The sequence below is a fragment of the Luteibacter sp. P4_D7_3 genome, from assembly GCF_056401735.1.
Genome location: NZ_JBFUIT010000004.1, coordinates 1 through 25,477, shown reverse-complemented (window position 1 = coordinate 25,477; position 25,477 = coordinate 1). Strand labels below are relative to the sequence as shown.

Below are 25,477 nucleotides of genomic sequence, written 5' to 3'. Positions count from 1 at the left end.
TACGGAACCCTTATGCGAAGCCCCCTGCCCCGTTCCCCCTCCCGCCCCATCGACGTCGCCTGCCTCGGCCGGCTCGCCGTGGACCTCTACGCCCAACAGATCGGCGCCCGCCTCGAAGACGTCACCAGCTTCGCCAAGTACCTTGGCGGCTCCTCGGCCAACGTCGCCTTCGGAACGGCCCGACTGGGCATGCATTCGGCGATGCTCGCCCGCGTCGGCGACGACCACATGGGCCGCTTCCTCACCGAGACACTGGCCGCCGAAGGCAGTGATGTCAGCCAGATCCGGATCGACCATGAGCGCCTGACCGCGCTGGCCATCCTCGGCATCAAGGATCGTGAAACCTTCCCGTTGCTGTTCTATCGCGAGAACTGCGCGGACATGGCGCTGACCGCGGACGATATCGACGAAGCGTTCATCGCGACATGCCGGGCGCTCGCCATCACCGGTACGCACTTTTCCGAGCCGGGCGTCCATGCGGCCAGCTCGCGTGCGATCGAGCTGGCCCGCAAGCACGACGTGCGCACCGTGCTGGATATCGACTACCGCCCCGTGCTCTGGGGCCTGACCGGCCGCGGTGAAGGCGAACAGCGTTTCGTCGCCGCCGACCACGTCACCCGTCACCTGCAGGCTATTCTTCCCGGTTTCGATCTCATCGTCGGTACGGAGGAAGAGTTCCATATCGCCGGCGGTAGCGAAGACCTCATGGCCGCCCTGCGTGCCGTTCGCGGCATCACTGCGGCCACTCTGGTGGTCAAGCGTGGTGCCATCGGTTGCAGCGTCATTGAAGGCGTCATTCCCGCGAGCATCGACGATGCGCCAACGTATCGCGGCAGCCGTGTCGAGGTGCTCAACGTGCTCGGCGCCGGCGATGCCTTCCTGTCCGGCTTCCTCACCGGCTGGCTGAGTGGCGAGAGCATCGAGCGTGCCTGTGCCTTCGCCAATGCCTGCGGCGCCATCGTCGTATCTCGCCACGGTTGCGCGCCGGCCATGCCGAGCCGCGCCGAACTGGATGCCTTCCTCGCCCGTGAAGGCGGTATCCCGCGACCGGACCTGGATAAGGAGCTTTCCCATCTGCACCGCACCTCGGTGCCGCGCAAAACCTGGGACGATCTCTACGTCTTCGCCTTCGACCACCGCACGCCGTTCTTCGAACTGAGTCGTGATGTGGGCGGTCACGAGGCGAACATTCCGCGGCTGAAGGAACTGCTGGTCGAGGCCGTCGCCGCGACGGAGCGCGCCGGTCAGCTGCACGGGCACATCGGCCTGCTTGCCGACGACCGTTACGGCCAGGACGCGCTGAACTCCGCCAGTGGCCGTGGCTGGTGGATCGGTCGTCCGGTGGAAGTCCCCGGCTCCAACCCGCTCGAATTCGAACGCGGCCGCTCCATCGGCACGCAGCTGGTGAGCTGGCCGAAGGAACACGTCATCAAGTGCCTGGTCGCCTTCGATCCGGACGCCGACCCCATGCACCGCGTGGAGCAGGAGACCCAGCTGCTGGCCCTGTATGACGCAGCAAAGGTGAGCGGCCACGAACTGCTCCTCGAGGTCATTCCGCCGGGCTGCAAGGACGCCGCGCACCGCGACGACCAGGTGCTGCGCGCGATGAAGCGTATCTACAACCTCGGCATCCGGCCGGACTGGTGGAAACTCTGTCCGCCGCGTCGCGAGGCCTGGGGTGCGATCGATGCGCTCATCCACGAACGGGATCCCTACTGCCGTGGCGTGCTCCTGCTCGGCCTCAATGCGCCGGTGGAAGCGCTGGCAGCCGGCTTTACCGACGCCCTCGACAGCTCGACGGTGCGCGGCTTCGCCGTGGGCCGTACGCTCTTCATCGAGCCCGCTTCGGCCTGGCTGGCCGGCAAGATCGACGACGCGACCCTGGTCGCGCAGGCCCGCGCCGCGTTCGAACGCATGATTGCGCTGTGGCGCGACGGACGGCGCACGCCGGACCAGCGAATGAAGGAAGGCGCGGCCGCATGAGCGCAACCATCCGTCTTACTACCGCCCAGGCGCTGATCCGTTACCTGGCCGCCCTGCGCGGCCGCGACGCGGACTCCGATGAATCGGCGCCGTTGTTCGGCGGCGTCTTCGCCATCTTCGGCCAYGGCAACGTGGCTGGCATCGGCGAAGCGCTGTACGAAGCCCGCGACAAGCTGCCGACCTACCGCGCCCATAACGAGCAGGCCATGGCGCATGCCGCCATCGCTTATGCGAAGACGAACATGCGTCGCCGCATGATGGCCGTGACCACCTCCATCGGTCCCGGTGCCACCAACCTCGTCACCGCGGCCGCGCTCGCCCACGTGAACCGTTTGCCGGTACTCCTGCTTCCAGGCGACATCTTCGTCTCCCGCGCGCCGGATCCGGTACTCCAGCAGCTCGAGGATTTCTCGGACGGCACGGTGTCGGTCAACGACACGCTGCGCCCGGTCTCGCGTTACTTCGATCGCATCGTCCGCCCGGAACAACTCCTCGTCGCCCTGCCCCGCGCGATCCGAGCACTGACCGATCCCGCCCTCTGCGGGCCGGTGACACTGGCCCTTCCGCAGGACGTGCAGGCCGAGGCCTGGGATTTTCCGATCTCGTTCTTCGAGCCACGCGAAATCGTCTTCCGCGCACCGCAACCGACCGACGACGAGTTGATGTACGCACTGGACGCGATCGAAGCCTCGGAGCGCCCGGTGATCATCGCCGGCGGTGGTGTCCTTTATGCGAAGGCCTCGCACGCGCTGCTCGACTTCGCCGACAAGCACGGCGTACCGGTGTGTGAGACCCAGGCCGGCAAGGGCGCCTTACCCTGGAACCATCCCCTGCACCTCGGGCCCGCCGGCGTGTCCGGGTCATCCTCAGCCAATGCCCTGCTTCGCGATGCCGACCTGATCATCGCGGTGGGCACGCGTCTCCAGGACTTCACCACGGGCTCGAACGCCCTGTTCTCGCACGTACCCATTCTCTCGGTGAACGTGAATGCGTTCGACGCACTGAAGGGCGAAGGCCTCGAAGTGATCGGCGATGCACGCCAGGTCCTCGACGACCTGAGCTTCGGTCTCGAAGACTGGGCCGCACCCGGTCCCTGGACCACGCGTTCGCGCGATGCCGCCAGCGAGTGGGTGCACGTGGTGTCGCGCATCACCGAACAACGCAGCGCACCGCCGGGCCGCCTGCCTTACGACGGCGAAGTGATCGGCGCGGTGCAGCGCTCGTCGTCGCAGTCGACGGTCAACGACATCGTGCTCTGCGCCGCCGGCACCCTGCCCGCCGAACTCGAGAAGCTGTGGCGCACGGAAACCCCGGGCGGCTATCACATGGAATACGGCTACTCGTGCATGGGTTACGAGATCGCCGGCGGCCTGGGCGCGAAGATGGCCGCGCCGGAGCGCGAAGTCATCGTCATGGTCGGTGACGGCAGCTATCTGATGATGAACTCGGAGATCGCCACCTCGGTGATGCTCGACGCCAAGCTCATCATCGTGCTGCTGGACAACCGCGGCTACGGCTGCATCAACCGTCTGCAACAGGCGACCGGAAGCGCGCCCTTCAACAACATGTTCGACGACTGCCTGCAAGGCGGCCACGGCATGCCGATGATCGACTTCGCGGCGCATGCCCGTTCGCTTGGCGCCATCGCCGAGCACGTGGCCGACATCGCCGGGCTCGAAGCGGCCATGGAGCGGGCACGCGACGCCGACCGTACCTATCTCATCAGCATCGATACCGACCACACGCGCACGACCGAAGAAGGCGGCGTATGGTGGGAAGTGGCGGTGCCGGAAGTTTCCACGCGGGAAGCCGTGCGCGACGCGCGCGCGGGCTATGAATCCGCCACCGTGGGCCGCAAGGCCAGGAACACGCCAGCATGAAGAATGATCCCATCCGCATCGGCATCAACCCGATCTCCTGGAGCAACGACGACCTCCCGTCGCTCGGTGGCGAGACACCGCTTTCCACGGCGCTCAGTGAAGGCAAGGCCATCGGTTACGAAGGCTTCGAACTCGGCAACAAGTTCCCGAAGGATCCCGCCGCGTTGCGCGACCTGATGGCCGGCTACGGGCTCGACGTCGTCTCCGGCTGGTATAGCGGCCGCGTCGCGGCGCGCCCGGCGAAGGACGAGATCGTCGCCGTGGAGACCCACCTTCGCCTGCTCGCCGAGAACGGCTGCAAGGTCATGGTCTACGGTGAGGTGGCCGATGCCATCCAGGGCGAACCGCATCCGCTCTACAAGCGTCCGCGTTTCCGTACGGCGGACGACTGGAAGCGTTACGGCGACAACCTCACCGAGTTCGCGGCGTTCACGCTCTCCCGTGGCGTGCGCCTGGCGTACCACCACCACATGGGTGCCTATGTGGAATCGCCCGACGATGTCGACCAGCTCATGGCCAACACCGGCGACGACGTGGGCCTTCTCTTCGACAGCGGCCACACGTACTTCGGCGGCGGCGATCCACTCACTGTCCTGAACAGGCATATCGACCGCATCTGCCATGTCCACTGCAAGGACGTACGCCCCGGCATCGTGCGCATGGCGCGCAACCGCCACTGGACCTTCCTCGAATCCGTGCTCAACGGTGCCTTTACCGTGCCGGGTGACGGCTGTATCGATTTCGCCGGCATCATCGACCGGCTGAAGACCCACGGCTACAAGGGTTGGCTGGTCGTCGAGGCCGAACAGGATCCTTCCGTCGCTCCCAGCTTCGAATTTGCCGAAAAAGGCTACAACACGCTGCGTTCGCTGCTCGATGGCGTGCCGGTGCGGGAGGTCGCATGAGCCTGCTGGTCAAGGCCGCCGCCAAGGGCGAGGCCATCGTTCGCGTCACACCGGAATCCGCCCACTGGAAGCACGTCGGGTTCGAGGCACGTCGTCTCGTTGCCGGCGAGACGACCGAGATCACCTTGCCCGCCGACCGTGAAGGCTGCCTGGTGATCCTTACCGGCACGGTCGACGTCATCGTCGGCGACCATGACTGGAAGGGCCTGGGTGGGCGCGAGAGCGTGTTCGAAGCCCGCTCAACCCACGCCATCTACGCGCCGCCGTCGTCGGTCTACAAGGTGACCGCGCAGTCCGATGCGGAGCTCGCCATCGCCTCGGCACCCGCCAGTGGACGCCTGGACGTCCGCCTGATCGAACCCGGCTCGATGAAACGCTCCGTGCGCGGCACCGGCGCCAACACGCGCTACGTGTGCGACGTGCTGCCGGAGACCGAGCAAGCCGAATCGCTGCTCGTGGTCGAAGTGCTGACGCCCGCCGGCCACTCCTCCAGCTATCCGCCACACAAACACGACACCGACGCCCTCCCCGACGAAAGCGTGCTCGAAGAGACCTACTACCACCGCATCGATCCGCCGCAGGGCTTCGCCTTCCAGCGTGTCTACACGGACGATCGCGACATCGACGAATCGATGGCCGTTGGCGACCACGACGTCGTGATGGTGCCGCGCGGCTACCACCCCGTGGTGATGCCGCACGGCTACCGCGGCTACTACCTCAATGTCATGGCTGGTCCCCGCCGCGAATGGCATTTCCGCAACGATCCCGCCCACGAATGGATGATCGCGCGCTGAGGCGCCGCGATCGGAGAAACCACCTCATGTCCGCCCAGCCCTCCCGCGACACCCTCCCCCGCATCGGTCACTTCATCGCCGGCAAGCCGTATGCCGGTACGCCCTCAGGCACCGCGCCGGTCTACGACCCGGCGCGCGGCGTCGTCGCTTCCGAGGTCGATCTCGCCTCCRTCGCCGATGTCGACCATGCCGTGCGCGCCGCGCATGCCGCGTTCCCCGCCTGGTCGCAGCTTCCTCCGCTCAAGCGTGCGCGCGTCATGTTCCGCCTCAAGGAACTGATCGAGCGCGACATGGACCGCCTCTCGCGCGTCATCGTCGCCGAGCACGGCAAGGTGCTGTCCGACGCGAAAGGTGAAATCGTGCGCGGCCTCGAAGTGGTCGAATACGCCTGCGGCATCCCCGAACTGCTCAAGGGCGAGTACACCGAGCAGATCGCCAATGGCATCGATGCCTGGACCATGCGCCAGGCCATCGGCGTCTGTGTCGGCATCACGCCGTTCAACTTCCCGGCGATGGTGCCCATGTGGATGTTCCCGATGGCGATCGCCTGCGGCAACACCTTCGTGCTCAAGCCCTCCGAGCGCGATCCCTCGCTCGCGGTGGAACTGGCCAAGCTGCTCAAGGAAGCCGGCCTTCCCGATGGCGTGTTCAACGTGGTCAACGGCGACAAGACCGCCGTGGATGCGCTGCTCGACCACGAACTGGTGCGCGCGGTGAGCTTCGTCGGCTCGACGCCGATCGCGGAATACATCTATGCCCGCGGCACCTCCCAGGGCAAGCGCGTGCAGGCACTCGGTGGCGCGAAGAACCACATGGTCATCATGCCGGATGCCGATCTGGACAAGACCGCCGATGCCCTGATCGGCGCGGGCTACGGCGCCGCCGGCGAGCGTTGCATGGCGATCTCGGTCGCGGTCGCCGTCGGTGAAGCGACCGCGGACGCATTGGTGGCCCGGCTCGCACCGCGCGTGAAAGCGTTGCGCATCGGCAACGGCATGGACGAAACCGTGGAGATGGGTCCGGTGGTCACCGGTATCCACAAGGACCGCATCACCGGCTACATCGACGACGGTGTCGCCTCGGGTGCCGAGCTCGTCGTGGATGGCCGTGGCTATCAGGTCGCCGGGTGCGAGCAGGGCTTCTTCGTCGGTGGCACGCTGTTCGACCGCGTCACACCGGCCATGCGTATTTACAAAGAAGAGATTTTCGGCCCGGTGCTTTGCGTGGTTCGTGTGCCTGATTTTGCCAGTGCATTGAAGCTGGTCGATGAACATGAATATGGTAATGGCACGGCGATCTTCACGCGCGACGGACAAATAGCGCGAGAATTTGCGCATCGTGTTCAGGTAGGCATGATTGGCGTGAACGTGCCCATCCCGGTTCCCATGGCATTCCATAGCTTTGGTGGATGGAAGAAGAGTCTCATGGGAGATCACCACGCGCACGGCCCTGAATCCGTGCGCTTTTACACAAAACAGAAGGCCGTTACACAGCGTTGGCTGAACCACGATGAAAGCGCTGGCGCGGAATTCGCGATGCCCACACATTAGTACGACAAAAACACTAGAATGCGGCGGTTGAATGCACGGGGAGTATTGTGCGTTGCAACTTAAATAATCAAAAGCCACAAACTAAAAAGCTTAAATTTTTTCAGGGAGAAGGGTAAATGCTCAATCATTTTTCTAAGCGTCCCCTCGCCGGTCTGATGCTCGCTTGCCTCGGTCTCGGCGCTACCGCCGCTCACGCAGACGACACGATGAAGTCCGACTTCAGCGACATGTCGACCAGCAAGTACCTCTTCGGTGATTGGGGCGGCACCCGCTCGCGTCTCGCCGATGAAGGCGTCACCTTCGATCTGGGCTACGGCTCGGAACTCGCGCACAACTACTCCGGTGGTGACCGCGAGATCACCCGCTACACTGACCAGTGGAAGCTCGGCACCTCATTCGATCTCCAGAAGCTCTGGGGTTGGAATGGTGCGAAGTTCACCATCGTCGTGACCGACCGTAACGGCCGCAACMTCGGCGCCGACGCAAACATCGGCAACAACCAGCTCATTCAGGAAGTCTACGGTCGTGGCCAGACCTGGCATCTGACGATCTTCGCTCTCGAGCAGAAGTTCCTGGACGATCGCCTGACCGTGAAGCTGGGTCGTCTGCCAGTGGGCGAAGACGTCAACCAGTTCTCGTGCGACTTCCAGAACCTGACGTTCTGCGGTGCCCAGCCGGGTAATATCGTGGGCGACTACTGGGTCAACTGGCCGACCAGCCAGTGGGCCGCGGTCGTGAAGTATGCGACGTCCGAAAACACCTGGGTGCAGATCGCCGGCTACCAGGTGAACCCGAAGTACGTCGACGACACGTACGCCGAAGAGAAGGGCCTCCTGCCGGCCTTCCCGAGCGGCACCACCGGCGCGCTGATTCCGCTGGAGTTCGGCTGGAAGCCGACCGTCAACGGTCTGCCGGGTTCGTACCGCGTCGGCGTCTGGTACAACACCTCGCACGGCAACGATCTCTACCTCGACGCCAACCACGAGCCGATCGCGCTCACCGGTGCACAGCCGCTGCAGCACGACGGTCGCAAGGGTGCGTGGATCACGTTCTCGCAGCAGGTCACGGGTACGGCTGGCGGTGAAGGCGCGACGGTGTTCCTGAACATCACGTCCGCCGACCACGCTACCTCGGCCACGAACAACCAGGTCGCGCTCGGCATGGAGTACAAGGGCCCGTTCGGTCGCCCGAACGACTTCATCGGCGCCGCCTTCGGTGGTTCGTACGCCAGTGGTTACGCCGCGAAGAACCAGCGCCTGATCAACGAGATCACGGGTTCGAACACGATCGTCAACCGTGGCTACGAGCGTGTGTCTGAAGTGTTCTACAGCTGGTCGCCGATTCCCTCGATCGCGATCCGCCCGAACCTCCAGTACATCCAGGATCCGGGTGGCAGCAGCCAGCGTAACAACGCTTTCGTTCTTGGTCTGAAGACCAGCGTCGCGTTCTAAAAAGAAGAAAAGCTCAGGCTTGTTTTGTCAGAGGCTCGGGGAAACCCGGGCCTCTTTTTTTTGGTTCATCGCGGAATCCCGGGGACGCCGAAGGCGGTGAGGCGCAGAGCCTTCGGCGTGTAGACGTGGCGGCGCAGAGCCTTCGGTGCGCAGGCGTAGCGGCGCAGAGCCTTCGGTGCCCACCCTCGCTGCTCAGACACGTCCTCCGCGTTTCGTACCGGAAAGGCCGCTGCGCGGCCGTGTACTTATTTGGCCTGCGGCCGCTCCACTTGTGCGGAACTCGCCTCGAGGGTGGGCACCGAAGACTCTTCCCATCCCTGAGGTTCGTGTGGGTCGAGCCGACGAACCAACGCCGCTTCGGCTGCTGGCTCCTTGCCATCGCCATCGCCATCGCCAAACGGTCGACCCCAGCGTGCCGAGATCATCCGTGCGAGTCAGCGCAGCGGCGAGGAAAACGCTCGCCGCGCCGTAAATGACGTATCAGCACGACCGCCGTACCGGCCAGCTTCGGCGGCAGCACCCACGCCCAACGGCTCTCCCTCCAGCTGACCGTATCGTCGTGAGAGACCTTGGTGTCCACCCTCGAGGCGAGTTCCGCACGATCACCCATCATTCTCGGCCGACGCGGTCAGGTCGAAACTCTCGTCCCCCTCATCCACCACCAGCCGCATCACGATCGGCCGGCAGCACACCTGGCAATCCTCGATATAGGTCTGGCTGCCGCCCGATGTATCGACAGCGACCTCGATGGTTTCGCCGCAGTACGGGCAAGCGATGTCGGTGAATTCATAGCCGGGCATGGTGTTTCTCGTAGCGCGCTTCGTAGGAGCCGATTCATCGGCGAATGGATGCTCGCGCTATCCTACCCCACCGCCAAACTCCGGATCTTGCACCCATGATCGACCTGGTCGGCTTCGACGGCGACGATACGCTCTGGCACAGCCAGGAGTTCTACGACCGTGCGCAGGACGAGTTCGAGGCCATCCTCGGACGTTATATCGACCTCGGCCGTGAGGGCCTTCGCGAGGCCCTGCTCGACACCGAACGCGGCAATATCAAGCTGTTCGGCTACGGTGCCAAGGGCATGACGCTGTCGATGATCGAATCGGCCATCGAGCTCACCGAAGGCCGTGTGGAGGCCCAGGACATCCATCGCATCGTGCGCCTGGGCAAGGACGTACTCGCTCACCCGGTCGAGCTGCTGCCGGGTATTCGTGAGGCGGTCGAAACCGTGGCCCGCGACCATCGCGTGGTCCTCATCACGAAGGGCGACCTCTTCCACCAGGAATACAAGGTAGCCCGCTGCGGCCTCGCCGACGTCTTCCACCGCATTGAGATCGTCTCGGAAAAAGACCCTGCCGCCTACGCACGGCTGTTCCGCGAGTTCGATGTCACTCCGGACCGTTTCGCCATGGTCGGCAACTCGCTGCGTTCGGACATCGCGCCGGTCGTCGAACTCGGCGGCTGGGGCGTTTACATGCCTTACCACAGCACCTGGTCGTATGAGACCGACACCGACTTCGCCATGAACGAGCGCGTGATCGAGGTGAAGGGCGCCGAGGGCATCCCGGGCGCCATCGCCCGAATGCACACCGCCCCCGACCCGCGCTCCTTGTAGGAGCCGATTCATCGGCGAACGGGTGCTCGCCACGACCGGGCCCGCTGCCGCGGGATCGCCGATGAATCGGCTCCCACACGAGCTCAGGTGCCACTCCACGCGATTTTCGCGTTGCCACCGCGAAGCTGGGCTTGCCAGCGAGAAAACGGAGACCGACGCGTGCATTCAAGGCTAAAACTCGGCTTGACCGTGGTCCGCACCACGGCGAAGGGCTTCAGCGACGACGAGCTCATGACCCGGGCGGCAGCCCTGGCCTTCTATTCCGCGCTGTCGTTCGCGCCCCTGCTGGTACTCCTGCTTTGGGTGGTGGCCTCACTCCGCCCGGAATGGCAGGCGCAGCTGATCGACAGCCTCAACGGGCTGGTCGGGGCGCGGGCCTCCGAGGCCGTGCGTCTGGTGATCGAGAATGCCAAGCAGAAGCCCAGTGTTGGCAGCATGGCCGGCGTGATCGGCCTGGGCGTGACCCTGGTCGGTGCCTCAGCCGTCTTCGCCCAGCTCCAGGGCGCCMTCAACCGCGTGTGGAGCCTGCAGCCGCGTCCGGGCAAGGCCAGCCACGCGATTCTCGGCTGGCTGCGCGCACGCCTTCATGCGCTGGGCCTCCTCCTCTCCCTGGCCTTCCTGCTGGTGATCTCATTTTCGGCCAGCGCCATGATCGCCGTCTTCGTGCGCGGCGGGACGACAGGCTGGAACGTGTTGGAGATGGTCATCTCCTTTGGCGTGTTCGTGCTGATCTTCGGCGCCATCTACAAGGTGCTGCCGGATGCGGTGATCGAATGGCGCGATGCCATGATCGGCGCCAGCCTGACCGCCGTGCTCTTCGCCATCGGCAAGTTCGCCATCGGCATCTATCTGGAACGCAGCAATGTGGGCGGCCCCTACGGTCCGGCCGGCGGCGTCGTGGTGCTGCTGGTCTGGGTCTATTACTCGGCGTTGATCCTGCTGCTCGGCGCGGAGCTGACCGAGGCCGTGGCGGAGGCCCGTGGCACGCCGATTAAACCGCGGCCATACGCGATGTCGACCAAATCGCCCGACCAGGCGCCTATTGACCCACCCGTCACGGTAGCGGCGGTATCCCTGAAGGCCACCGAGAAGGAGGACCTGCCATGAAGACCCATCTGCTCGCCGCTGCGGCATTCGCACTCGCCACCGGCGTTGCCGTGTCTGCCCCGCCGGCCCAGGCCCAGCACCGCAGTCAGCACCAGGAGTGCCGCGACGTCGAAACCAAGCAGATCAACTCCAGTGACGACCACCGGGTGGCCGGCACGGCCATCGGCGCCGTCGCGGGCGGCCTTCTGGGCAACCAGGTCGGCCACGGCAAGGGCAAGACCGTGGCCACCGTGGGTGGCGCCGTTGCGGGCGGCGTCGTAGGCAACCAGGTTCAGAAAGCCCACCAGAACAACAACGCGACCTATGAGACCCACCGCGAGTGCCACTGGGTGAACGATTGAGGCCGCTGTAAGCCTTAGGCAGAAACCCCGGTCTTAGTGGGAAGGGCGCGATCTCGCGCCCTTCCCTGCTTACGGAGGCTCCATGCGCAGCACCGACCCCGACCGCCGCCGCTTCCTGGGTGTCTTCGCCGCGACCGCGGTCGCGTCGATCTCCCTGCCCTTCATCCTGCGCGGCATGCGCCCCGCCATGGCTGCTGACGCGCCACGGCCCAAGGGCGGTAACGTGACGCTGGACGAGTTCGGCGCGAACAAGAAGCTGATCGACACCCGTTCCCTGCCCCGCGTCGTGATGACCGAGGAGCAATGGAAGGAGAAGCTCAGCACGCAGTCGTATTACGTCACCCGTGAAGCGGGCACCGAAGCGCCGTATAGCGGCGGCAAGGTCTACGAAAGCCACGCCAACGGGCTGTACCGCTGTATCTGTTGCGATACGGCCTTATACGACTCGGCGACGAAGTTCGAATCCGGCACAGGCTGGCCGAGCTTCTACCAGCCGATTTCGAAGCGGAACATCGCGCAGAACACCGACCGCAGTCTGATCGAGGAGCGCACCGAGGTGAAGTGCGCGCGTTGCGATGCGCATCTCGGGCATGTGTTCGACGACGGCCCGGATCCGACCGGGCTGCGCTACTGCATGAATGCGGTGGCGATGACGTTTGTCGCGTATGCGGCGTAGAGGCGGCTCGTTGTGGGAGCCGGCTATGCCGGCGATGGGTTGAGGCGACCTGGCATTCGCCGCTGAAGCGGCTCCCACATTCTTGACACAAGAAAAAGACCTCGCTTCGCAGCGAGGCCTCCCCGTCGTTCGTCACAAGCTAAGTCATGCACGTGAGCCACACAACTACGCTCATCGGCCGCAAGCAACTTTATAGACAGTGGGCTTCGCCACAACGCCATCTGCGTCTCTCGCTTCGACCGAAATCTCCGCAAGCGGCTTGCCAATATCATCGCGGGTACACAGGTACTGGACCCTGTGTTTTTCAACATCGGCCTGACTGAACAAGCTCGCCGACCTCGAATGGCAATTGCGTCCCGAGCAGTTCAAGGCCCGCGACGTTACGTGAATAGGAAAGGCTGGATTGCCCGCCAACTCGACCGGAAGGTGCACGTCATACCCAACGCGACCAAAGGCTTGCAGTACGGGCTTGACCGAGAAATCCTCGCAAGGTTTGCCTTCGCGGAACAAGCGGTAGCCCTTCGCAACGCCTCTCATGGCGAGACCCTGGAACTCGCTATTGCGAAGCAGAAGCGCATCCTCGGGATTCGTGTGGAAGCCGACCTCGACGATCACGGACGGCATCTTGGCGTGTTTGTTCTCGCCTTTGCCAACGAGAGGCATCGGCTTCGACGGGATGGGGTACGTGCTGAATTCATCCTTCGAATGAATCAGTTCCCGCATGCTGCAGAGGATATTGACGGCCAGCTTTCGATCCGGAGCGCGTTCCTGGATGACCGCTTGTGCACCGCGCGGTCTTGATGTGTCGTGTGCATTCGTATGAACGTGCAAGAAGGCGTCGGCGCCAAGGAAGTTGGCATAAAGGGGACGGCTTCGAAGATCCTCATCCCGTTCACGAAGCGCGTGGTCCGCTCCCTGGAAGGCATGCCATATTTCCGGATGATCCGGGAGCTTTTCTTCGAGCTGATATCTAGCCCCGAGTCGCCACCACGGCTGACCGCTTGGCCTGTGACTCAACACGTTGCCCTCCGGCCGAATGTTGTGCACTGTCACGCCGTCGCGCTGTAGTGCCGAGGCGAGCTGACCGGCCATGACGGGCGTTATGTCGTCTTCGAGAACTCCGTTGACTGTTTCACGGTGAGGGCGCCAGTCTTTGAAGCCGTGGTGATAGTAAAGACCGTGACCCGGCGAAATGGCGACAACGGGCGCTGTGGCACGCTGCGTCGGTCGGACGAGCGGGTCGTCATCAGGTTCGTCTTGCGCCGGCTCGGGAAACCAGTGAGTTGAAGGCTTTCCGCCGAAGAGAAATCTTATTCCCATCATCCCCTCGATCCGATCGTAGTGCTCCAGAATCGAGAAACGAATCGTATCGAGGAAGTCTTCCGTCTCGGATCGCTGAGCTCGTGGCCCGATCCTCTCATCCAGATCAATCACGACAACGTTGTTGTCGATGTCGAGGCTTACCAAAGCAGTAACCGGTAATGGGTCTTCGTAGTAGAAGAAGCCCTTATCGCCGACCGCTTTCACCGAGGCGTTCATCTGACTAACCAGGAGCGTCCGCTCTTCTGGCGACATCTCAGCCAGGGTAGCCGCACCCACGTCCATCGATACGCACGCCGTCACCAAGGCAAAGATCATCGTGCTGAGCCTGCGCCGCCTAAGCGCTCCTATGGCTTGCAAGAGGTTCATTCACGTCACCCGTAAGGCCGCGGATTGCGGCCCACTCATCGTCGCGGGAGGGTCCTTCGACGATCAGTCGCCGCGGCCCGCGCCGTGGTCGAGGATGTGTCCGTTCATTGCATGAGTGTCTGCTGACAGCAGTGTCAGAGTGGGCATGGTCGATGCGGGGGACGCGGTCGCGGGAGGGCGTCGCGTATGCGGCTTGGAAGCATTACGGCGAGCACCCATCGCCGATGAATCGGCTCCTACCAGGCAGAGCGCGCCCCGCTCGGTAGGAGCCGATTCATCGGCGATGCTTTGCTCAAACGCCATATCAGTCCGATCCGGACCAGTAGCTACGAAGCTGCCCCGACGATGCGTCGCGCCGCCACACGCAATGCAGCCCGCTGCGACGAAGACCATCGCTGCGGGAAGGCACATGCACGGAATAGGCTTTCGCTGCGACGCCGCCGAAAGCGCCCCGCAGGGCGAACAGGGAAACAAGAATCTTGAACATGGCACACCTCCAGCCCACGGCCGGAGGTGAGCGAGTTACCCGTGACGGATCTCGCCCACGCCTTGCGCGCGGACATGCACGTTGGGGGCGATCACAAACGCGAGATTCGCGATCGCCTGTCGACTCGGATAACTATCCATGGGTTCCACTTGAGTGAAAGACCGACCACACGGTCGGCGCGGGGATCGTACGCCTTCCGTAAAGACCGGGTCAATATGAGAAATGTCTAAAAAAAAGGCCCCGCTTCGCAGCGGGGCCTTCGTCGTTCACCAACCTGTGCTGGCCATCAGCCGCCGGGCGGCGTCATCGGCGTGAGCTGGTATTCCTTCGGCGGCGTGCCGCCGGCGAGATTGCGCACGAAGTAGTCCCAGCGGCGACGCGTCATGTACGTGGTAGCGGCGCCGTAACCATGGTGCGCATTCGGGATCATCACCAGGTCGAAGTCCTTGTTCGCCTTGATCAGCGCATCGACCACGAGCAGGGACTCGTACGGCGGCACGTTGTCGTCGAACGTACCGTGGGCGATCATCAGGTGGCCCTTGAGGCCCGCGGCCCACTTCTGGTTGGCCTGGTCGTCGTAGTTGGACTTGCCGTCCTTGTCGGTGACCAGCAGGCCCTGCCACTTCTCCGCCCAGTCATCTTCGTAGTTGCGGTTGTCGTGGTTGCCCGACTCCGAGATACCGACCTTGAACACGTCCGCATAGCGGAACATGGCGGTCGCCGTGGCGTTGCCGCCGCCGGAATGACCCCAGATGCCGACCTTGTCGGCGTCGAGCCAGCTGTACTTCTTGGTCAGCTCCTTCACCGCCGCGACCTGGTCGGGCAGCGTGTTGTCGCCGATGTTTTCGAAGTACGCGTCGTGGAACGCCTTCGAACGGAGCGGCGTACCCATGCCGTCGACCGCGATGACCACGAAGCCGAGCTCGGCCAGTGACTGGTTGTCGCCGTGCGATGCCACGAAGCTGCGCGAGCGCACCGAGCCGACCTGCGGGCCCGGATAGATGTAAACGACGAGCGGGTACTTCTTCGACGGGTCGAACTTCGTCGGCTTGAACATCTGGCCGTAGAGGTCCGTCTTGCCGTCACGCGCCTTCACCGTGAAAGCGGTGGGCGGAATCCAGCCGGTGGCCTTCAGGCGCGAGATATCGCCATGGGCGATTTCCTTCACCGTCGCACCGGTATCGGCGCGGCGGACCACGGCGACCGGCGGTGTCTCGATGGTCGAATACGCGTCGAAGAAGTACGTGCCGTCCTTCGACATCGAGACCGAATGGTCCATCTTTTCCGGGGTGAGCAGAGTCAGGCCCTTGCCGTCGAAACCCACCTTGTAGAACGACTGGTAGTACGGATCGACACCCTTCTCACGACCCACGCCGCGGAACCAGATCGTTTTCGTCTTCGCATCGATGTGCAGCACCTGGGTGACGTTCCAGTCGCCGGTGGTGATCTGGTGTTCGAGCTTGCCGGTCTTCAGGCTGTACATGTAGAGGTGGCCCCAGTTGCTCCGCTCGGAGAACCAGATCACTTCGTCGGTCTCGGGCACGTACTGCCAGTTGACCATGTCGTTGCCGCTTTCGAAGTAGGTCTTCGCTTTCTCGCCGAAGACCTCGCGCACGTCACCCGTTTCCGGGTTCGCCACGCGGAACCATTCCTGCTTGTGGTCACGCGAGGTGGAGACGAAGGCGATGCTCTTGCCGTCGGCGGCCCAACGCACGTCGTCCCACAGGCCCGGGCTGCACGACACGTCGTCGCAGATCGTCGAGCGATGCTGGTCGGCCGGCATCTTGAAGCGCACGGTCTTCTTCGTCGGCACGTCGATGACGACGCGCTCGATCATCGTGACGTCCTTGTCGCCCGGCAGCGGGTACTTCCAGGTATCGACCTTGGGGTGGCCGACGTTGGTGCTGACGAGGGTCATTTCGCCGGTCTTGCGCTGGTCCTGCTGGAACGTGGCGAACTTCGTCGAGTCCGGCGACCACACGCCGATGGCCTCGTCGGTGTGCTTCCAGCCAGCGTTGTCGGTGGCGTAACCGTAATCCTTGACGCCGTTGGTGGTCAGCTGCGTTTCCGCACCGCTGGCCACGTCGCGCACCCAGAGATTCCAGTCGCGCACGAAGGCTTCGGACTTGCCATCCGGCGAGACCAGACCCGGCTCTTCGCCGTACGCCTTGCCGTTGGCATCTTTCTTCACCGCCGCCAGGTCGCACTTGTCGGCGGCCTTGTCGCAGAGGTAGTGCTTGCCATGCGAGGTGATATCGAGGGTGCCGTCCGGGCGCACCGTGAATGCGGTCACCGGCAGCTTGGTTGCATCGACCTTTTTGCCCGTGGACGTCGACAGCGCCGCGGCCACCTTGTCGCGGTCGAATGCGCGCGTCGCCTGACCGGTCGAGGCGTCGACCGTGATGAACTGGTCACCGTCCTTGTCGTGGTCGCGATACCAGAAATGGGTGTCGTCGACCCACGTGACGCGGGAGACCGAATGGTCCACCAGTGGCGCCGTATTGGTGCCGAGGAACGAGTCCGCGCGGCGGTAATCGTCGGTGGTGACGGTCTGCGCGGAGGCGGTGGCCCCGATCAGGCCAAGGAGGACGGCGCCGGACAGCGCCGCGTTACGTTTGATCGACATCGATGGTCCCCGTGACGGCAACGCGGCGCGGAAAGCGCCGCAAACCGGACGAGGCTAGCCCCAGGCGGCCCCGGCGGCCTATGCCAGAGGTCACGGGTCGACCGGGCAGCACCCCTGTAGGAGCCGATTCATCGGCGATCGGGTGCTTGTCGTAACCGGGCCCGCTGCCGCGGGATCGCCGATGAATCGGCTCCCACAACCGTTGGCGGCGGCGAGTTACCCGGAATGAGGCCCCGATCGGTACCGCTTGCCTTGCCTTTCGATCATTTTCAGGGCCAGGGCGTCCGGCATCAGCTTGAACAGGGCCTTGATCGCCCGGTTCACCCCGCCGTTCACGTAGACCGCCTTGCCGGCCTCCACCGCGTCCATGCCCTGCCGGGCCACGGTCGGGGCGTCCATCCACATGAAACCTGGCATCTTCGAGACGAGATTGCGCGAGCCCGTCACGTCGTGAAACTCCGAATACGTGAAGCCGGGACACACCGCCGTGGTGTGCACGCCGCTGGCCTTGCCTTCGAGCGCCAGCGACTGCGAGAACTTGATCAGGTAGGCCTTCGACGCCGCATAAAGCGTGTGCCCTGCGGAACCCGGAACATGGCCGGCCAGCGACGCGACGTTAACGATGCGACCGTAACCGCGCGACTTCATGCCGGGAATCAAACGGTAGGCCAGCTCGGTCGGCGCCGTCATCAATACCTGGATGAAGGCAGCATGCGTCGCCCAGGGCTGCTCTTCGAGATAGCCGGTGACGCCGTAGCCCGCGTTGTTGATCAGCACATCGATGGTCAGGCCCTGGGCATCGAGGGCCGCCACGAGTGCTTCGGGACCATCGGTACGCGACAGATCGAGCGGCGCGACGATGGCGTCGATGCCATAGCTGTCGCGTAGTTCGGTCGCGAGCGCTTCGAGACGGTCCGCACGACGGGCCGTGAGGACGAGGTCGTGGCCGCGACGAGCCAGTTCCCGGGCGAAGGCTTCGCCGATGCCGGCTGAGGCGCCGGTGACGAGCGCGCGACGACGATTCGATGCCATGAACGGTATTCCGTGTGTGTCGTGAACGTTGAGTATGCACCGCATGAGCATGAACAGCGTCTGGGTGTGTTGGTCTGCGCGACGCTTATTTCACGAATCCGTGCACCCCTTCGCGGCGAAGCTTGATGTCCCCGAACGACTCACCGTGAGTCACCCAAGGAGCCACCACCATGACCAGCACCGACCACGACATCAAGGTTCTCAACGGCCTTATCGAGACCACGATCGACAGCGCCGAAGGCTATGGCGAGGCGGCAAAAGATGCCGACAACACCCGTTATGCCGCATCGTTCCAGAGCCGCGCTGCCGAGCGTCGCCAGGTGGCACAGCGCCTGCAGCAGCAGGTCAGCTCGCTCGGCGGCACGCCGGAAGATGACGGCACCGTTCTGGCCAAGGCCCATCGCATGTTCGTTGAGCTGCGCGCCAAGATGAGCTCGAAGGACGACACTGCCATTGTCGACGAAGTCGAGCGCGGCGAAGACCACATCAAGGCGAAGTACGAAGACGCCCTGAAGGATACCGACGTCACCGCCGGCACGCGTTCGCTGATCAACGAGGCCTATGTCTCGGTGAAGAGTGGCCACGATCAGATGCGCGACCTGAAGCACGCGCTGCACGGTACGCACTAAGATCTCAAGTGATTAAAAAAAGGGCGAGACCGTGAGGTCTCGCCCTTTTTTTGTGCGAGCGGCGGATCAGTTACCGGTCGCGTCTTCGTTCATCAGGGCGTTGATCTGCGCCTTGTGCGACTCGTAGAAGGCCACGTTCTTCTGGTTCACCTTCGACTGGTCGACATACGCCGCCATCTGCGGATTGTTTTTCGCTTCCGACGCGATGGCCGCATTGGTCACGGCCAGGTTGGCGAGCAGGAACTCACGCGGGGTGAAGCCGTACTTCTTGATCAAGGGCTCAATGCGCGGATCGGCGGCGGTCACCTGCGCGGCGAGATCGTCGAGCGAATGGATCTTCGAGAAATCGGTCTTGGCATCCTTCGGCTTGATGCCTTCCTTCTTTGCTTCCTGCGAGACCTTGACGATGCGGGTGAACACGTCGTCGTTGAGGTTGTAGTTCTGGATGGCCTGCTTGTCCGCTGCGGGAATCTGCGAGGCAGGATTGGCGGCAGGCGCGGGCTGCTCGGCCGGAGCGGCCTGCTGGGCGAAAACAGCCGCCGGGGCGACAGCAGCGGTAGCGAGCAGTGCGGCAAGGATGTAACGAGACTTCACGGGCATCTCCTGAGGTTCGCTGTCCGTGGCGGACGGTGTGGCAGCATAAAGCGGCAATTGTTACGTATGTGTCTGCGCGGTCACGCTTTCTTCAGGAATCTTCGGCACGTTCCAGCCCATGGCGTTATAGAAGTGGTATCGAGCAATGCCGACGTACTCGTGAATGGCGAAGTCCGCGTAGGAGAGGTTGTCCGAGCCCGGCAGCCAGTCGTAGCGCGCCGTGACATAGTCGCCGCGCACAGGTTCGCCATGAATGGCGAAGTGCGCGAAGTACAACACGGCCCGTTTCAGGTGCACCGCGGAAGAGACCAGCACCACCTTGTCGGCACCGTAGCTCATCAACAAGGGCTTGGTGAACTGCGCATTCTGGAAGGTGTTCATGCTCTGCGCTTCGAGAATCATGTCCGCACGCGGCACACCGAGCCGGTCCAGCGAGATCGCGTAGACATCCGCTTCGGCCTGCTTGAGCTTCATGGCATCGCCGCCGCTCACTTCCACCTTGCAATCGCCGCCGGTGGCCTTGCACGAGCGATAGAGTTCGGCGGCCCGCAGGATACGGCCGTTCGCGTAGAGGCTGGGCTCGATCGCCCCTGCGCCGCTACGCACGGTACCCGCACCGAGCAGGATGATGACGTTGCGCTGGCCCCAATGGGCGATGTCCGGCGCGAAACCGGACTGCAGGTTGCCCAGCAGCATGCCGGTCAGCGGACCGCAGCCAGCGAAAAACAGCCAGGCGATACCGATGACCAGCCACGCCGATCCAGCGCGTGGACGACGGCGCCAGAGCAGAACGAGGGCGATGAGCAGCAGGAGCAGGAAGAGGATAAGTGTCATGCCGCCGAGCGTAACCGGATGCGCATGACCGCTCCACCCCGTAGGAGCCGATTCATCGGCGATCCCGCGGCAGCGGGCCAGACTGAGGCAAGCACCCATTCGCCGATGAATCGGCTCCTACAGGGGGCGCGATACGTTACGCGACCGGGACAACGCCTGTTCCAGGCAGGTCACCAGCGTGTCGCCGTGGAAGGGCTTGCCGAGGTAACAGAACGCACCCGCCGCCATGACGCTCTCGCGCACGGCCTCGTCGAGGAAGCCCGAGACGAAGACGATCGGATAGGTGCGGCCACGTTCAATCAGGCGGCGCTGCAAGGCGGTGCCATCGATCCCCGGCATATGGACATCGCTAACAAGGCAGTCGATGCCTTCGTCGCCACCGGGGCGGAGGAAATCTTCAGCGGAAGCAAAGCCTCGCACTTCGTGTCCCAGCGACCGCACGAGGCTGGCGGTCGCCAGTCGGACCGCTTCGTCGTCGTCTACGATCGCCACAATCCTGTTCGCGGCCAAGCTGTCGTCCTCATCCAGCACCATCGTGCCGGCCTACAGTGCGCGCCCGGCCCCAGGTTGGGAATCATACGGAGGTGTGCGGTCTGTCACCCCTTGGCTTCAAGGGTGCGTAGCGAGGGCCTCAGCCTGGCGCACCAGCTCAGCCAGTGAGCGGGCGGCCATTTTGCGCATCACGTTGCCGCGGTGGATCTTCACGGTGATCTCGGACAGGCCAAGCAAGCCGCCGACCTGCTTGTTCATCAGGCCCGCCGTGACATGGTGCATCACCTCGCGCTCCCGGGGGGTGAGTGAGGCATAGGCCCGGCGCAGGGCCCCGATGGCGTCGGCCTCACGACGCCCGGCGGCATCACGCTCGATCGCCATGCTCACCGCATCGAGCATGTCCTGGTCGCGAAAGGGCTTGGAGAGAAAGTCGAGCGCTCCGGCCTTCATCGCCCGCACCGACATGGGAATGTCGCCGTGCCCGGTCATGAAAACGATGGGAAGGCGGTTGTCCATGGCCGCCAGCTGGGCCTGGAAATCCAGACCGTTAACGCCGGGCAGGCGGACATCCAGCACGAGGCAGCCCGGTGCGTTGGCATTCTCGCGGGCGAGGAAGTCAGCGGCGCTGCCGAAGGCGGCCACGTTGAGGCCGACCGAACGGAACAGGGAATCCAGGGCTTCGCGCACAGCGGCATCGTCGTCGACGATGCAGACGACAGGCGCCTGCGCCGTTGTCAGGGGGAGCGGCATTCGGGTCACGCGCCAGCCTCCTCGGCTACCGTGACCGGCAGCGTGAAATGGAAGGTCGCCCCGCCTTCCGGTCGGTTCGTCGCCCAGAGGCGCCCCCCGTGAGATTCGACCGTCGACCGGCAAATGGCAAGGCCCATGCCCATACCGCCACCGCGCGTCGTCACGAACGCGTCGAAAAGATGGGCGGCGATATCCTCGGGAATGCCGGTGCCGCTGTCTTCCACCTCGACCAGGATGCCTTCCTCGCCATCGGCCCGGGCACGCAGGACCAGCGAGCGCGTTCCCTCGACGGCGGACATCGCGCGGATTGCGTTACCCATCAGGTTCAGCACCACCTGCTGCAATTGCACGCGGTCGCCGCGGGGCAAGGGAGCTTCGGGAGCTATGTCGACACTCAGCATGACGTGATGCTGAGCCATCTCCCCCTCCAGTAGCAGCGCGCATTCGGCAACCAGGGCGCCGAGATCGACGAGCACGTGCTGGCGTGGTTCCTTGCTGGCCAGGCTGCGTACGCGGTGCACGACCTCACTCGCCCGGCGTGCATCACGAACCACCCGCTCGATCGCGTCGCAGGCTTCCTGAAAGTTTGGCTCCTGGCGGCGAAGCCAGCGCAGGCTGGCTTCGCCATGGGTGACGATGGCGGCCAGCGGCTGGTTCACTTCGTGCGCAATCGAGGCGCTCATCTCGCCGAGCGCCGTCACTCGCGCGGCCTGGGCAAGCTCCGACTGCACGGCCATCAGCGCGCGCTCAGCCCGTTTGCGGTCGGTGATGTCGACCACGCTGACCAGGACACGATCGAAGCGCGTCGGACCCAGCGGCATGTTCAGGGCGAACAGCACGGTAAGCCGCTCACCCTTGAGATTGGCGATATGCGTTTCACCTTCCGCCACGCCGCCGCCTTGCGCAATGGTCAGTATCACCCGGCCGAATGTCGTATCCGTGGCGGGCAGAAACCGGTCCAGCGGCCCGAGCAGGTCTTCGCGGCAAGGTGCGCCAAGCATGCGAACGGTGGCGTCGTTGACGTCGGTCACCTGGGTGAGTTCGCAGCATTCGCGGACGAACGCCGGATGGGCCTGAAGGTAAGCCGCGAGGTCGACCATACCCTCCTCGCGCAGCTGGGCGATACGGGCCATGACCTGGGTCCAGTCCTCTTCCCAGAAAGAAAACCGGGCCTTTTCGAACATGCTGCGATAGCGGCCCTCGCTTTCGCTCAAGGCCGCATCCGCCGCACGGCGGGCAGTGACGTCGGTTCCCGCCTCGAGGATCACCCGCGCCTTGCCGCGATCGTCGCGTAACAGCGCGCAACGGGCGGCTACGATGACAAGGCGGCCATCCCGATGACGCTGCGTCACCTCGCCCTCCCAGCGCCCGGCACTGAACAGCGCGGCGTCCACGACGGTGTGATGGCCCGGCAACGTGGTGCCGAGCAGGTCGCTGGCGCGATGCCCCATGGCTTCGCTCGCCGTCCAGCCGTAGAGCTGCTCGGCGCCGGAATTCCACAGCACGATGACATCGTCCATGTCGCGCACGTAGATCGAATCGTGGGTCAGTTCGATGAGCCGGGCCTGCCCGGCGATCGTCGCCATGCGGTCGCGTGCCCGTAGCGACAGCACCGCCGTGATGGCGATCGCCGAGAGGCTGACCAGGCAACGCAACATGGCCGCGTCCAGGCCGGGCCAGCCGTGACCACGGACGAAGGACACGAGGGTCAGCCCCATGCAACCGAAGGCGGCCCCACCAATGGCACGACGGCTGCCACTGGCCGCCACCAGCAACACCACGACCAGGTACACCACGGCCACGGCGCCTTGCAGCGGAGTAAAGGTGTCGACCAGGAAGACGGCCAGCGACAGCAGGGCGCCCGCCGTCATCAATAAACCGGCCACGGCCCGGCGTGGCCCGATGAGGGAACCGCCGGCGCTGGCTTGGAGGGGTCGGTAAGGTGGCATCGAAGGTGGCTCGGCCCGATCGTCTTGTGCAGATTCGGCCTGAAGCGTGGCCGAATGACGTCAGATCGTCTTGCACGCCGGTGATGGTTTTTGACCATTACGGCACGACAGCTACAAGATATTCCGACAAGGGAGGGTTTAACCCTTTGGTATGAGCTTTACAGTCCCTTTGTAGAATTCAGTACACCCCCGCATCGCGACTAGGCTGCAAGTGTGGGCAGACCGCCCACGCCCGTTGCCGTGGAGCTCACGCTGATGCGATACGAAACCAACACGTTCGCCGGGACCGGTGGTGCGCGCACCACCGAGGCCATGCATGCCCTTGCGCCCTTCGCCATCGATGCCCCCGCTGCCGAGCAGGAACCGACGGTCACCCGCCTGCTCGAGCAGGCCCTCACCGCCGTCGAGACCGATCTGGCCACGACCCGCGCGTGTGTCGCACGTGTCGCCGCCCTCCTCGATCGCGAGGAAATCCACGCGGAAACCGCCAGCTCGGCACGCCGCCGCGTCGGTGCCGGCCTCGCCCCATGGCAGGCACGTCGTGTCGCGAGCCACGTCGAGGAAAACCTCGGTTTCGCGATCACCATCGACCATCTGGCCACGATCGCCGGTCTGTCGAGCAGTTATTTCTGTCGGGCGTTCAAGGACACCTTCGGCGATCCGCCGCACGCCTACATCATGCGTCGCCGCGTCGAGCGGGCGCAGACCCTGATGCTGCAAACCCGCGAACCGCTCAGCCAGATCGCCCTTGCCTGCGGCCTTTCGGACCAGGCCCACCTGTGCAACCTGTTCCGCCGCCTCGTCGGGCAGAGCCCGAGTCATTGGCGGCGTTCGCAGTGGCAGGAAGCGTAATCGTCAACCGAACAGCTTCGTCGCGACCTCGGCAATGTGTTTGCCCTGGAAACGTGCACCAGCCAGTTCGTTGTCGGAGACCTGACGGGAACCGTCGCTGCCTGCAATGGTCGTAGCTCCGTAAGGCGTACCACCCGTGATCTCGTCCAGCTTCATCTGTCCCTGGAAACTGTAGGGCAGGCCCACCGGAATCAGACCCAGATGAAACAGGTTGGTGATGATCGAGAACAGGGTCGTTTCCTGGCCACCGTGCTGCGTCGCCGTCGAAGCGAACGCGCCACCGATCTTGCCGTTGAGCGCACCACGCGCCCACAACGGACCGGTCTGGTCGAGGAAGCTGGCCATCTGCGAGGTCATGCGGCCGTAACGGGTACCGGTGCCGATGATGATCGCATCGTAGGCTTCCAGTTCGTCGACGCGCGCGATGGGTGCAGGTTGGTCGAGTTTGAAGTGCGCGCTTTTGGCAACATCGTCGGGGACGGTTTCGGGCACGCGTTTAATATCGACGTGCGCGCCGGCGTCCCGAGCGCCTTCAGCCACGGCGTTGGCCATTTTTTCGATATGGCCGTACGCCGAGTAGTAGAGAACGAGGACTTTTGCCATCGGGGTAACTCCTCTGCGAAAGAATCGGGAAGGGAAAGATAGGCACGCTGGCTGTCGAGGTGAGGTTATGGGTATGTCGTACGCACAGATTGTCGATATTCGCTCCGCCGCCGATGGGCCGGCGCGGAAGTCACACGCCTGGAAGGTGCTGCGAGAAGCCGCGCGCGTCGAGCCGGACGAAGCCCGTCGGATCGCCTGGTACCGCAACGACCCCATCGAGCACCTGGACCTGCAAACGGCCGAGGTCCTGGTGGCGTCCGGACGCTACGAGGAAGTGCTCGCCTTTTTGCGTGGCGTAAAGATAGATCTGGGTCTGGAGGTTTCCGTGGGGTTCGGCGCGTTCTGACGACCGCCCTCAGGCGCGGTAGACGCGCGCCTCCCCCGGGCGAAGCAAGGCCGGGGACGAGCCTGCCACGGTCGAGATGACCACGGCCCCCGGCACGGGCAAGGGCAACAGCCTCTCGCCGTCGGTGAAATTGAGCGCCACGACATAGCGCTCGTCGCCATCGCAACGTTCGTACACCATCACGGCGTCATCGACGGCGAGCAGCCGAAAGCTACCGACGCTCAGCGCGCGACTGTCACGGCGCAGGCAAAGCAGCGCTTTGTAGAGCGACAGCAGGGACGCATGATCC

At 64.2% G+C, this 25,477-nt stretch carries 25 protein-coding genes; 13 read left to right on the top strand and 12 right to left on the bottom strand.

The annotated features are described in order from the left end of the window. The first annotated feature begins 12 nt into the window (after positions 1-12). From AC1DSN_RS01060 to AC1DSN_RS01035, 6 genes are all read left to right on the top strand, one after another. Positions 13-1,983, top strand: coding sequence for a bifunctional 5-dehydro-2-deoxygluconokinase/5-dehydro-2-deoxyphosphogluconate aldolase (locus tag AC1DSN_RS01060; protein WP_213949556.1), 1,971 nt, complete (start codon positions 13-15; stop codon positions 1,981-1,983). Then, entirely contained in the window at positions 1,980-3,863 is a 1,884-nt protein-coding gene (iolD, locus tag AC1DSN_RS01055; protein ID WP_477293978.1) for a 3D-(3,5/4)-trihydroxycyclohexane-1,2-dione acylhydrolase (decyclizing), read from the top strand. The genes AC1DSN_RS01060 and iolD overlap by 4 nt, the downstream gene beginning before the upstream one ends. After that, the gene (iolE, locus tag AC1DSN_RS01050) at positions 3,860-4,768 is read left to right on the top strand and encodes a myo-inosose-2 dehydratase (protein ID WP_477293976.1); all 909 of its coding nucleotides are present in this window, start codon (positions 3,860-3,862) and stop codon (positions 4,766-4,768) included. Before iolD ends, iolE begins: the two co-directional genes overlap by 4 nt. After that, positions 4,765-5,562, top strand: coding sequence for a 5-deoxy-glucuronate isomerase (gene iolB, locus AC1DSN_RS01045; protein ID WP_477293975.1), 798 nt, complete (start codon positions 4,765-4,767; stop codon positions 5,560-5,562). The genes iolE and iolB overlap by 4 nt, the downstream gene beginning before the upstream one ends. A gap of 26 nt (positions 5,563-5,588) precedes the next feature. Further along, positions 5,589-7,112, top strand: coding sequence for a CoA-acylating methylmalonate-semialdehyde dehydrogenase (locus tag AC1DSN_RS01040; RefSeq protein ID WP_477329279.1), 1,524 nt, complete (start codon positions 5,589-5,591; stop codon positions 7,110-7,112). Positions 7,113-7,228: 116 nt separating this feature from the next. Further along, on the top strand, positions 7,229-8,563 hold the full coding sequence (locus tag AC1DSN_RS01035; protein ID WP_477329277.1) for a carbohydrate porin: 1,335 nt from the start codon (positions 7,229-7,231) through the stop codon (positions 8,561-8,563). A 602-nt stretch (positions 8,564-9,165) separates the two neighbouring features. Here AC1DSN_RS01035 and AC1DSN_RS01030 read toward each other — a convergent pair. Next, entirely contained in the window at positions 9,166-9,363 is a 198-nt protein-coding gene (locus AC1DSN_RS01030) for a CPXCG motif-containing cysteine-rich protein (protein WP_063572002.1), read from the bottom strand. 95 nt (positions 9,364-9,458) lie between these two features. Here AC1DSN_RS01030 and AC1DSN_RS01025 point away from each other — a divergent pair, with 95 nt between their 5' ends. From AC1DSN_RS01025 to msrB, 4 genes are all read left to right on the top strand, one after another. Further along, positions 9,459-10,181 (top strand): HAD family hydrolase, encoded by a 723-nt coding sequence (locus tag AC1DSN_RS01025; protein WP_477329276.1) that lies wholly within the window; start codon positions 9,459-9,461, stop codon positions 10,179-10,181. 159 nt (positions 10,182-10,340) lie between these two features. Further along, positions 10,341-11,288 carry a YihY/virulence factor BrkB family protein gene (locus tag AC1DSN_RS01020; protein WP_477329274.1) on the top strand — a complete coding sequence of 316 codons (948 nt, stop codon included), beginning with the start codon at positions 10,341-10,343 and terminating at the stop codon, positions 11,286-11,288. Next, the gene (locus tag AC1DSN_RS01015) at positions 11,285-11,629 is read left to right on the top strand and encodes a glycine zipper 2TM domain-containing protein (RefSeq protein WP_477293966.1); all 345 of its coding nucleotides are present in this window, start codon (positions 11,285-11,287) and stop codon (positions 11,627-11,629) included. Before AC1DSN_RS01020 ends, AC1DSN_RS01015 begins: the two co-directional genes overlap by 4 nt. Positions 11,630-11,711: 82 nt before the next feature. Continuing rightward, the gene (msrB, locus tag AC1DSN_RS01010) at positions 11,712-12,305 is read left to right on the top strand and encodes a peptide-methionine (R)-S-oxide reductase MsrB (RefSeq protein WP_063572005.1); all 594 of its coding nucleotides are present in this window, start codon (positions 11,712-11,714) and stop codon (positions 12,303-12,305) included. Between the two features lie 171 nt (positions 12,306-12,476). On the opposite strand, the gene AC1DSN_RS01005 is transcribed toward msrB, so the two are convergent. The 4 genes from AC1DSN_RS01005 to AC1DSN_RS00990 form a co-directional block, all read right to left on the bottom strand. Beyond that, complete coding sequence (locus tag AC1DSN_RS01005) at positions 12,477-13,994, bottom strand: N-acetylmuramoyl-L-alanine amidase (RefSeq protein WP_477293963.1); 1,518 nt, start codon at positions 13,992-13,994, stop codon at positions 12,477-12,479. Between the two features lie 304 nt (positions 13,995-14,298). Then, positions 14,299-14,481: a hypothetical protein gene (locus tag AC1DSN_RS01000; protein WP_213949550.1), complete on the bottom strand. Its 183-nt coding sequence runs from the start codon at positions 14,479-14,481 to the stop codon at positions 14,299-14,301. 286 nt (positions 14,482-14,767) lie between these two features. Then, positions 14,768-17,107 carry a S9 family peptidase gene (locus AC1DSN_RS00995; RefSeq protein ID WP_477297852.1) on the bottom strand — a complete coding sequence of 780 codons (2,340 nt, stop codon included), beginning with the start codon at positions 17,105-17,107 and terminating at the stop codon, positions 14,768-14,770. Positions 17,108-17,323: 216 nt separating this feature from the next. Continuing rightward, entirely contained in the window at positions 17,324-18,139 is an 816-nt protein-coding gene (locus tag AC1DSN_RS00990; protein WP_477329272.1) for an SDR family NAD(P)-dependent oxidoreductase, read from the bottom strand. A gap of 170 nt (positions 18,140-18,309) precedes the next feature. Here AC1DSN_RS00990 and AC1DSN_RS00985 point away from each other — a divergent pair, with 170 nt between their 5' ends. Beyond that, positions 18,310-18,768, top strand: coding sequence for a PA2169 family four-helix-bundle protein (locus AC1DSN_RS00985; RefSeq protein WP_046980384.1), 459 nt, complete (start codon positions 18,310-18,312; stop codon positions 18,766-18,768). Positions 18,769-18,834: 66 nt separating this feature from the next. Here the strand turns inward: AC1DSN_RS00985 and AC1DSN_RS00980 are convergent, their stop codons facing one another. The 5 genes from AC1DSN_RS00980 to AC1DSN_RS00960 form a co-directional block, all read right to left on the bottom strand. Beyond that, positions 18,835-19,362 (bottom strand): hypothetical protein, encoded by a 528-nt coding sequence (locus tag AC1DSN_RS00980; RefSeq protein ID WP_213949547.1) that lies wholly within the window; start codon positions 19,360-19,362, stop codon positions 18,835-18,837. Between the two features lie 60 nt (positions 19,363-19,422). Beyond that, positions 19,423-20,196 (bottom strand): YdcF family protein, encoded by a 774-nt coding sequence (locus AC1DSN_RS00975; RefSeq protein ID WP_063574166.1) that lies wholly within the window; start codon positions 20,194-20,196, stop codon positions 19,423-19,425. Positions 20,197-20,313: 117 nt separating this feature from the next. Then, a complete protein-coding gene (locus AC1DSN_RS00970; RefSeq protein WP_197478547.1) occupies positions 20,314-20,688 on the bottom strand; it encodes a response regulator transcription factor in 375 nt (124 codons plus the stop codon). A 117-nt stretch (positions 20,689-20,805) separates the two neighbouring features. Further along, complete coding sequence (locus AC1DSN_RS00965; RefSeq protein WP_213949651.1) at positions 20,806-21,438, bottom strand: response regulator transcription factor; 633 nt, start codon at positions 21,436-21,438, stop codon at positions 20,806-20,808. 5 nt (positions 21,439-21,443) lie between these two features. Beyond that, positions 21,444-23,309, bottom strand: coding sequence for a PAS domain-containing sensor histidine kinase (locus AC1DSN_RS00960; protein WP_477296577.1), 1,866 nt, complete (start codon positions 23,307-23,309; stop codon positions 21,444-21,446). Positions 23,310-23,642: 333 nt separating this feature from the next. Between AC1DSN_RS00960 and AC1DSN_RS00955 the strand changes: the two genes are divergently transcribed. Next, positions 23,643-24,239, top strand: coding sequence for a helix-turn-helix domain-containing protein (locus AC1DSN_RS00955; protein ID WP_477296579.1), 597 nt, complete (start codon positions 23,643-23,645; stop codon positions 24,237-24,239). Between the two features lie 3 nt (positions 24,240-24,242). Here AC1DSN_RS00955 and wrbA read toward each other — a convergent pair whose 3' ends face one another. After that, positions 24,243-24,842, bottom strand: a complete 600-nt coding sequence (gene wrbA / locus AC1DSN_RS00950) for an NAD(P)H:quinone oxidoreductase (RefSeq protein WP_477296581.1) — start codon at positions 24,840-24,842, stop codon at positions 24,243-24,245. A 73-nt stretch (positions 24,843-24,915) separates the two neighbouring features. On the opposite strand from wrbA, the gene AC1DSN_RS00945 reads away from it, so the two are divergent. Beyond that, positions 24,916-25,188, top strand: a complete 273-nt coding sequence (locus tag AC1DSN_RS00945) for a hypothetical protein (RefSeq protein WP_157504006.1) — start codon at positions 24,916-24,918, stop codon at positions 25,186-25,188. A 9-nt stretch (positions 25,189-25,197) separates the two neighbouring features. On the opposite strand, the gene AC1DSN_RS00940 is transcribed toward AC1DSN_RS00945, so the two are convergent. Next, the coding region (locus AC1DSN_RS00940; RefSeq protein WP_477329269.1) for a hypothetical protein at positions 25,198-25,477 on the bottom strand (280 nt) is incomplete at its 5' end.